Consider the following 4,055-nt stretch of genomic DNA (forward strand, 5'->3'; position numbering starts at 1 on the left):
TTCAAAATGGCTCCCGGCAATTTTGTCCTGCGCTTTTCCCGTCCGCCGGACGGGTCGGGCGTGACGTCACCTCCCTGTGCCGCACGCCCTCAGCCCGACGTCCTGTCGGGCTGACCCTGGCGGCCGTGAACGCTGCGGCGATTTTCAGGCCGGGGAGTGTCACCGCCCTGAATCTTCTGCCTGAACTCATCCGAAAGGTGCTGCTGGTGTCATTTAGAAAAGACAGACTGAAACGAGCCGCGCGAAACAGAAAGGTTATTTACGCAACAGTCGCAAACCGTTAGCCACCACCAGCAGGCTGGCTCCCACATCGGCGAATACCGCCATCCACATGGTACCCATACCGGCAAGGGTCAGGGCCAGGAACACCGCCTTGATGCCCAGCGCCAGGCTGATGTTCTGTACCAGCAGCGCGTAAGTCTGCCTGGAGAGCCGGATAAAGGCCGGGATTTTGCCCAGGTCGTCATCCATCAGCGCCACGTCCGCTGTTTCAATGGCGGTATCAGTCCCCATCGCCCCCATAGCGAAACCGATATCGGCGGCGGCCAGCGCCGGGGCATCGTTTATGCCGTCGCCCACCATACCGGTCACTCCCTGACGGGAAAGGGCCTGAACGGCAGCGTGCTTATCGGTGGGAAGCTGGTTGCCCCGGGCCTCATCAATGCCCACCTGGGCGGCGATAGCCCGGGCGGTATGGGGGTTATCGCCGGTCAGCATCACGGTTTTCACCCCCAGGGCATGCAATTGGGCGATGGCTTCGCGGCTGCTCTCTTTTACGGTATCCGCCACGGCAAACAGCCCCAGCACCCGCTGGCCATCGTTGAGCAGAATCACGGTTTTGCCCTGGCCTTCCAGCGCCTGTACCCGTTCGGCGATCTCCGGGGAACAGCCAGAGGTTTCCCGGGCCAGCCGCAGGTTGCCAAGGTAATAGCGCTGCCCGTCGATATCGCCGCGCACGCCGCGCCCGGCCAGGGCCTCAAAGTTATCCACCTCGCGCAGCGTAAACTGCCCCGCCGCAGCCGCGGCTACCGCCAGCGATACCGGGTGATCGGAATTGCCAGCCAGGCTTGCCGCAAGCAGCCGACCTTCAGCATCGCCCACGCCGTCGAGGATGACGGCTTCGGTCTGTACCGGCTTACCGTGGGTGATGGTGCCGGTTTTATCCAGCGCCAGCGCACGAAGCTTGCGCCCCTGTTCCAGATAGACGCCGCCCTTCACCAGAATACCCTTGCGCGCCGCGGCTGTCAGGCCGCTGACGATGGTCACCGGGGTGGAGATCACCAGCGCGCACGGGCAGGCAATCACCAACATCACCAGCGCCTTGTAGATCCACTCCTGCCAGCTTCCGGCCCCAAACAGCGGCGGCAGCACCGCCACTGCCGCGGCAATGCCGATCACCACCGGCGTATAGATGCGCGAGAAGCGATCGACAAAGCGCTGGGTCGGCGCCTTTACCCCCTGAGCCTCTTCCACCGCGTGGATAATGCGCGCCAGGGTGGTATCACTGGCCGCCGCCGTGACCCGGTAGTCGAAAGCGCCGGACTCATTAATGGTGCCAGCGAATACCGAATCGCCACTGGTTTTATCCACCGGCAGGCTTTCACCGGTAATCGGCGCCTGATTGACGGTGGTTCGCCCGCGCACGATTTCACCATCCAGCCCGATACGCTCGCCGGGTTTAACCCGCACCACGCTTCCCGGCTGTACGCTTTTCGCTTCCACCTCCTGCCAGCTGCCATCTGGCTGCTGCACCATGGCGGTATCCGGCGTCAGGCTCATCAGCGAACCTATGGCGTTACGGGCCCTGTCCAGCGACTTTGCTTCGATAAGCTCTGCGATGGTAAACAGCACCATCACCATCGCCGCCTCCGGCCACTGGCCCAGAATCAGCGCGCCGGTGACGGCGATGCTCATTAGCGCGTTAATGTTGAGGTTGGCATTACGGATGGATATCCAGCCTTTCTTGTAGGTCGTGAATCCGCAGGAGAACACCGCCACCAGCGCCAGAGCGGCGGTGAGCCATTCGGGCCCCCCGGCCCAGTGGGTGACTTCTGCGGCAATCGCCGCCACGCCGGACAGCGCCAGCGGCCACCAGGGCTTTTTCTTTTCTTCAGCCTGCGCTTGCCCCTGAACCGACAGCTCCGGCTCAAAACCGAGCGTTCGGATGGCATCCAGAATCGCCTCCAGCGCATCCGGCGTGTGGGTCACCGTCAGAACCCGCTGCATCAGGTTAAATTCCAGCGCTTTCACCGCATCCATGCCGCCAAGCTTTTTACGGATCAGGTTCTCTTCCACCGGACAGTCCATCTGCATAATGCGGATATCGGTGCGCAGCCCTCCGGCCACTGCCTGAGAAGCCCCCAGTGGGTTAAAGCTGACCGGCGCCGGCGTGCAGCAAGTGTCTCCGTCATGGGTATGAGAATGTTGATGGTCGGGCTGATTACCGGACGAATGCCGGCAGCCGCAAGGGTTGCCGACTTCCCGATCCGGTTTATTTTTTATTCCACAGTCGCTCATTTTCTTCGTCCCGTCGGTTCTCTATACTGGTCATTACAAACCCTGAAGTCACTACAGGGTCAACCCCCGGGAGAGCGACAAATGAAAATTGGTGAACTGGCCCGCCAGGCAAACTGCCCGGTGGAAACCGTACGCTACTACGAAAAAGAGGGACTGCTGCACCTGCCGCTGCGTGATAGCGTCAATAATTACCGGCACTATGACAGCAGCCATCTGGAAAGACTGCTGTTTATTCGCCGCTGTCGGGCGCTGGATATGACCCACGACGAAATTCGCGGTCTGTTGCAGGCGCTAAGCCGTAACGATGAGGATTGCAGGCAGATCGATGACATCGTCAATGAACATCTGCACCACGTGCAGCAGCGTATTCAGGAGCTGCTGGCGCTGGAACATCAGCTTAAAACCCTGAGCGACCACTGCGGCTCCGGCAGACCGGTCAGCGAATGCGGCATTGTCCACACCCTGACCCGCCCCAGGGAGAGCGAAGAGACCCTGATCCCTCTGAATCAGGAACATCCCGGCGGCGTGCACCGTCATTAAGCCAGAAGAAATCCCTATGACCGCCGCCGCCGCGCTAAGGTAAATTTAACCTTAACCTCCACCAATTGATGTGGAAACGTTAACGCATGAACATTGAACAAATCACCCACCTGGCCCCCTGGCGGCAGGCGCTTTGCGCGCTACTTGATGACTGCGTCGCCAGCGGCGCGTCGGTAGGATTTCTGCCCCCTCTGACGCAGGAAGAGGCCGAAGGTTACTGGCAACAGGTTGCCGCTGACGTAGAGAACGGCGATCGCTCCCTGCTGCTGATGCTGATGCTGGATGGCGACCAGGTTACAGGCGCCGTGCAGCTTTCGCTATGCGGTAAAGCGAATGGCATTCACCGGGCCGAGGTGGAAAAGCTGATGGTTGATACCCGATACCGCCGGCGCGGTATCGGCAAGGCGCTGATGCAGGAAGTGGAAAGCCAGGCCCGGGCGCGGCAGCGCTCCCTGCTGGTGCTGGATACCCGCACCGGCGATCCGGCCTCGATGTTCTACCGCAGCCTGGGCTATCAGGAAGCGGGCCATATTCCCGATTTCGCCATCAATTCCGACGGGAGCCTGGCGGGCACCACGCTATTTTATAAGCGACTGATGCATTGCCGTTCAACCAAAGCTCAGGAGTAAAACAAATTTACGGGGTTTTAATCAGCGAGCCGGGCCTGATGTATTCAGGGAATAATAGCCACCTCAGGCCGGCCCTTGCTCTGTTATCATCATCTACTGATGATGTTATGTCATAGTTTAATTTAATTTCATCGACCGGTGTTTAAGATGAGCGCGAAGTAGACAATCCATGCCAGGGTCATTCTCCGAAATGTCCAATCTGGTATAGTCAATTTCTGTTTGTTGCTCCGAACAGGATGAAAGCAATGTGTTACGCTGCAACAATAAGTTACTGATTTTTTCAACCCGCGAAGTGGATTTGACCCTATATATCCAGACGTTTTTGCTCTCTTATGATTGCGATAACTTCCTGCGTATATATTCCCGTGG

General features: G+C 59.2%; 3 protein-coding genes. 2 read left to right on the forward strand and 1 reads right to left on the reverse strand.

All coding sequences use genetic code 11. The annotated features are described in order from the left end of the window. Positions 1-255: 255 nt before the first annotated feature. Positions 256-2,517 carry a heavy metal translocating P-type ATPase gene (locus V3W49_RS22445; RefSeq protein ID WP_500148165.1) on the reverse strand — a complete coding sequence of 754 codons (2,262 nt, stop codon included), beginning with the start codon at positions 2,515-2,517 and terminating at the stop codon, positions 256-258. A gap of 81 nt (positions 2,518-2,598) precedes the next feature. Here V3W49_RS22445 and V3W49_RS22450 point away from each other — a divergent pair, with 81 nt between their 5' ends. Further along, a complete protein-coding gene (locus V3W49_RS22450) occupies positions 2,599-3,057 on the forward strand; it encodes a Cd(II)/Pb(II)-responsive transcriptional regulator (protein ID WP_500148166.1) in 459 nt (152 codons plus the stop codon). Positions 3,058-3,143: 86 nt separating this feature from the next. Next, positions 3,144-3,686 carry a GNAT family N-acetyltransferase gene (locus tag V3W49_RS22455; RefSeq protein WP_500148167.1) on the forward strand — a complete coding sequence of 181 codons (543 nt, stop codon included), beginning with the start codon at positions 3,144-3,146 and terminating at the stop codon, positions 3,684-3,686. Positions 3,687-4,055: the final 369 nt, after the last annotated feature.

This window comes from Rosenbergiella sp. YN46 (assembly GCF_036620675.1).
GTDB lineage: Bacteria > Pseudomonadota > Gammaproteobacteria > Enterobacterales > Enterobacteriaceae > Jejubacter.

Coding starts and splice junctions, on each gene's coding strand:
- V3W49_RS22455 (WP_500148167.1), top strand. CDS start 3,144: ATGAACATTGAACAAATCACCCACCTGGCCCCCTGGCGGCAGGCGCTT.
- V3W49_RS22450 (WP_500148166.1), top strand. CDS start 2,599: ATGAAAATTGGTGAACTGGCCCGCCAGGCAAACTGCCCGGTGGAAACC.
- V3W49_RS22445 (WP_500148165.1), bottom strand. CDS start 2,517: ATGAGCGACTGTGGAATAAAAAATAAACCGGATCGGGAAGTCGGCAAC.